Source organism: Sphingomonas pruni NBRC 15498 (genome assembly GCF_001598455.1).
In the GTDB taxonomy this organism is placed as follows: Bacteria; Pseudomonadota; Alphaproteobacteria; order Sphingomonadales; family Sphingomonadaceae; genus Sphingomonas; species Sphingomonas pruni.
The window spans coordinates 1-3,776 of sequence record NZ_BCYZ01000135.1; the positions used below are offsets into that span (position 1 = coordinate 1).

3 protein-coding genes are annotated in these 3,776 nt (G+C 66.6%); 2 read left to right on the forward strand and 1 reads right to left on the reverse strand.

Going from position 1 to position 3,776, the window contains the following annotated elements; all coding sequences use genetic code 11:
• Positions 1-32 precede the first annotated feature (32 nt).
• Positions 33-2,237: a xanthine dehydrogenase family protein molybdopterin-binding subunit gene (locus tag SPR01S_RS20755; protein WP_066593703.1), complete on the reverse strand. Its 2,205-nt coding sequence runs from the start codon at positions 2,235-2,237 to the stop codon at positions 33-35.
• A 132-nt stretch (positions 2,238-2,369) separates the two neighbouring features.
• Here SPR01S_RS20755 and SPR01S_RS20760 point away from each other — a divergent pair, with 132 nt between their 5' ends.
• Together SPR01S_RS20760 and SPR01S_RS20765 are read left to right on the forward strand one after the other, a co-directional pair.
• A complete protein-coding gene (locus SPR01S_RS20760; RefSeq protein WP_066593712.1) occupies positions 2,370-3,389 on the forward strand; it encodes a glycerophosphodiester phosphodiesterase in 1,020 nt (339 codons plus the stop codon).
• Positions 3,390-3,407: 18 nt separating this feature from the next.
• Positions 3,408-3,701 (forward strand): hypothetical protein, encoded by a 294-nt coding sequence (locus SPR01S_RS20765; protein ID WP_066593705.1) that lies wholly within the window; start codon positions 3,408-3,410, stop codon positions 3,699-3,701.
• The last annotated feature ends 75 nt before the right edge of the window (positions 3,702-3,776 follow it).

The window sequence follows — 3,776 nt, forward strand, 5'->3', positions numbered from 1 at the left end:
TCCCCGTACCGGGGAGGAATTTGTGTGGATCCTCATACCGGCGGCAACCCCGGCAGCAGCTTATCCAACGTGATCGGGAAATCCCGCACCCTCACCCCGGTCGCATTGTACACCGCATTCGCCACCGCGGCGCCGGCCCCGGAAATCCCCAACTCCCCCACCGCCTTGGCCCCGACCGGATTGGCCTGATCGTCGACCTGCTCGATGAAATGGCATTCGACCGCCGGCGCGTCGGCATGGACGGCGACGTGATATTCGCCGAAATCGGGGTTCACGAACTGGCCGGTGCGGGTGTCGACCACCGCGTCCTCGCTCAGCGCATAGCCGATGCCCCAGATCATTCCGCCGACCATCTGGTTGCGTGCGGTCTTCTCGTTGAGCACGCGGCCGACATCGAACACGCCGATCAGCCGGCGCACGCGGATCTCTCCGGTGACCGCATTGACCGCGACCTCGGCGAATTGCGCGCCATGGCTTGCCTGGCTGGTGCGGCGGCTGACCTGGCCGGGGCCGGTCTTGCCGTGCGCGGCGATCGGCTTGCCACGGACCAGGTCGGCGATCGGCGAGCTGCGGCCGCCCGCGCTGACCACGCCGTCCTTGAGCGTCAATTCCTCGGGCGCGGCATTCATCCGCCGCGCGAGCTCGGCCAAGATGTCCTCGCACGCCAGCGCCACCGCCGATCCCGAGCTTCCCGCCCCGAACGATCCGCCCGATCCGGCGCTGACCGGCAGGTCGCTGTCGCCCAGCCGCACGTCGATCGCCGATACCGGCAGCCCCAGCATCTCGCCGGCGACCTGCGCCAGCACGGTATAGGTGCCGGTGCCGATATCGGTCATGTCGGTCTCGATCACCGCGCGTCCCTCGGCGGTCAGCGTGACGCGCGCTTCGCTATTGACGGTGAAATTGCCGCGCAAGGCCGCTGCCATGCCGTGGCCGATCAGCCATTCGCCCTGGCGGTTCTGGCCCGGCACCGGATTGCGCCGGTCCCAACCGAAGCGGCGTGCGCCTTCCTCATAGCATTGCAGCATCAGCCGCGTCGAAAAGGGCTTGCCGCTGGTCGGGTCGGTCTCGGGCTCGTTGCGGCGGCGCAATTCGATCGGATCGAGGCCCAGTTGCTCGGCCAGCTCGTCCATCGCGCATTCGACCGCGAAGGTGCCGACCGCTTCGCCCGGCGCGCGCACCGCGCCCGAGGACGGCAGGTCGACCACGGTGAGCGCGGTGGTGAAGCGGCGGTGCTCACCGGCATAGAGCGGGATCGTGCCGAAATGGACGGGCTCGAGAAAATTTCGGCCCGGCTTTTGCGAGGTCACGCTGTCGTGCGCGAGCGCGGCGATGTGCCCGTCGGCGTCGCAGCCGATGCGGATGCGCTGCACCGTGTCGCCGCGATGATGGACCAGGGCGGCGGTCTGGCGGCGTGGCAGCGCGATCTTGACCGGGCGCCCGATCTCGTGCGCCGCGACCGCGGCCAGGATCGTTTCGGGCCCGACCCCGGTCTTGCCGCCGAACCCGCCGCCGACATAGGGCGCCAATATTCGGACGCGGGCCGGATCGAGCCCCAATTGGTTGGCGATCGTCTCGCGCGCGCCGTTCAGGACCTGAAGCGAGGCGCGGACGATCAAATCACCGCCTTCCCACCAGGCGGTGGTCGCGTGCGGCTCGAGCGCGGCGGGGAAATGCGGCGGCGTGGTATAGCTCTGGTCGAAGCGGACCTCCGCCGCCTCGATCGCCGCATCGACATCGCCTTTGACGATGTTGGGCAGGAAACCGATCTTGTGGTCGACGACCGGCGGCTGCTTGGCCGGATCGAAACGCCCTTCGCGCCTTTCATACGTCACCGCGACCGACAAAGCGGCGTCGCGCGCGATTTCCAGACTCTCGGCGACGATCAAAGCGATGGGCTGGCCGAAATGATCGATGGCGTCGGTCCAGTCGCTCATCGGCTCGCGGCTGCTGCCGCCGCTCGACGGGAAATCGGGATGCTCGACGATCACCTTGACCACGCCCGGCGTGGCTTCGGCGGCCTTGGTGTCGATGCTCAGCACCTTGCCGGCGCCGATCGTTGCCCCGACGATATGCGCATAGAGCGTTCCGTCGGGCGCGCCTTCGACCGCATAAGGCGCGGCGCCGCTGACCTTGAGCGGGCCTTCATAGCGGTCGACGCCCTTGCCGATCAGCCCCTGTTGCCCGTTGTCGAGCGCGGCCGGCCGATAGGGGGCGTCCATGGCATGCTCGTTCATCGTCGCCTCCCGGTCACAAAACGCCGATAGGGCTGGGCGTCTGCAGATAGAGGAATCGGGTCGCGCATGACGGTTTTCAAGCGAATTCGCGCTGTAACGGTGCTGGGCATCGCCGCGCTGGCATCTTTCGCGATGGCGGGGCAGGGTGGGGCGATGAAGCCGCTTTCCGATCCCATCGTCATCGGCCATCGCGGCGCGAGCGGCGAACGTCCCGAGCACACGCTGGCAAGCTACACTCTCGCGATCGACGAAGGCGCCGATTTCATCGAACCCGATTTGGTCCTGACCAAGGACAATGTCTTCGTCGCGCGGCACGAGAATGACATTACCGGCACCACCGATGTCGCCGACCATCCCGAATTCGCCGCGCGCAAGACGACCAAGGTGATCGACGGCGAGAAACATAGCGGCTGGTTCACCGAGGATTTCACCCTCGCCGAACTGAAGACCTTGCGTGCTAAGGAACGCCTGCCGCAATTGCGCCCGGCTAACGCCGCTTATGACGGCAAATTCGAGATTCCGACGCTGGCCGAGATCATCGCCCTGGCCAAGAAGCGGTCGCAAGAGGTCGGCCGCACGATCGGCATCTATCCCGAAACCAAGCACCCGACCTATTTCGCCTCGATCGGCAAGCCGATGGAACGCCAGCTCGTCGCCGAACTCCACCAGGCCGGCTGGGATTCGGCCGATGCGCCGGTGTTCATCCAGAGCTTCGAGGTCGACAATCTCAAGCTGCTCCATTCGATCACGAAGATCCGCCTGATCCAGCTGATGGATTCGACCGGCGGCCCCGCCGACAATGCCGCGCCAAGCTATGCCGCGATGACCACGCCCGCGGGGCTGAAGGCGGTCGCCGCTTATGCGTGGGGGATCGGCCCCAACAAGGACATGGTCGACAAGGGCAAAGGCGAGCCTTCCACCCTGGTCGCCGACGCCCATGCCGCTGGATTGCGCGTCCATGTCTGGACGTTCCGTGCGGAGAATTTCTTCCTGCCCGCATCGCTCAGAAAAGGCCTGAATCCGCGCGCGCATGGCGATGTCGACACGGCGATCCGGCGCCAGCTTGCGGCCGGGATCGATGGCTTTTTCACCGATTTTCCGCTAATTGGCGTCAGAGCGCGTGCAGCCTATCGGGCCGGCGCGGGCAAATGACCCTTGGGGGACAAGTAAATGCGTACAATCCTGATCGCGGCGGCCGCCGCTCTGCCGCTCCTGACCGGCGGCTGCCTCGCCAAGACCGCGGTCGACGTCGTGACCCTGCCGGTCAAGGCGACGAGCAAGGCCGTCGACTGGACGACGACCAGCCAGTCGGAAGCCGACCGCAATTACGGCCGCAAGATGCGCAAGCAGGAAGCGCGCGAAGGCCGCGAGCGCAAGAAAGCCGCCGAGCGTTGCCGGAGAGACCCGTCGCAATGCGGGCAGTATGACGGTTACCGCGCGGGCGATCCGGGGGCGCGAGACTAGGCCGTCTCTAAGCCCCTCCCCTTCAGGGGAGGGGTTGGGGTGGGGCCTATCCGCGAGCAATTGGTTTGGGGCACT

Excerpts from the sequence above, each read along its gene's own strand:
- SPR01S_RS20755 (WP_066593703.1), bottom strand. The coding sequence starts at position 2,237 with ATGAACGAGCATGCCATGGACGCCCCCTATCGGCCGGCCGCGCTCGAC.
- SPR01S_RS20760 (WP_066593712.1), top strand. The coding sequence starts at position 2,370 with ATGGCGGGGCAGGGTGGGGCGATGAAGCCGCTTTCCGATCCCATCGTC.
- SPR01S_RS20765 (WP_066593705.1), top strand. The coding sequence starts at position 3,408 with ATGCGTACAATCCTGATCGCGGCGGCCGCCGCTCTGCCGCTCCTGACC.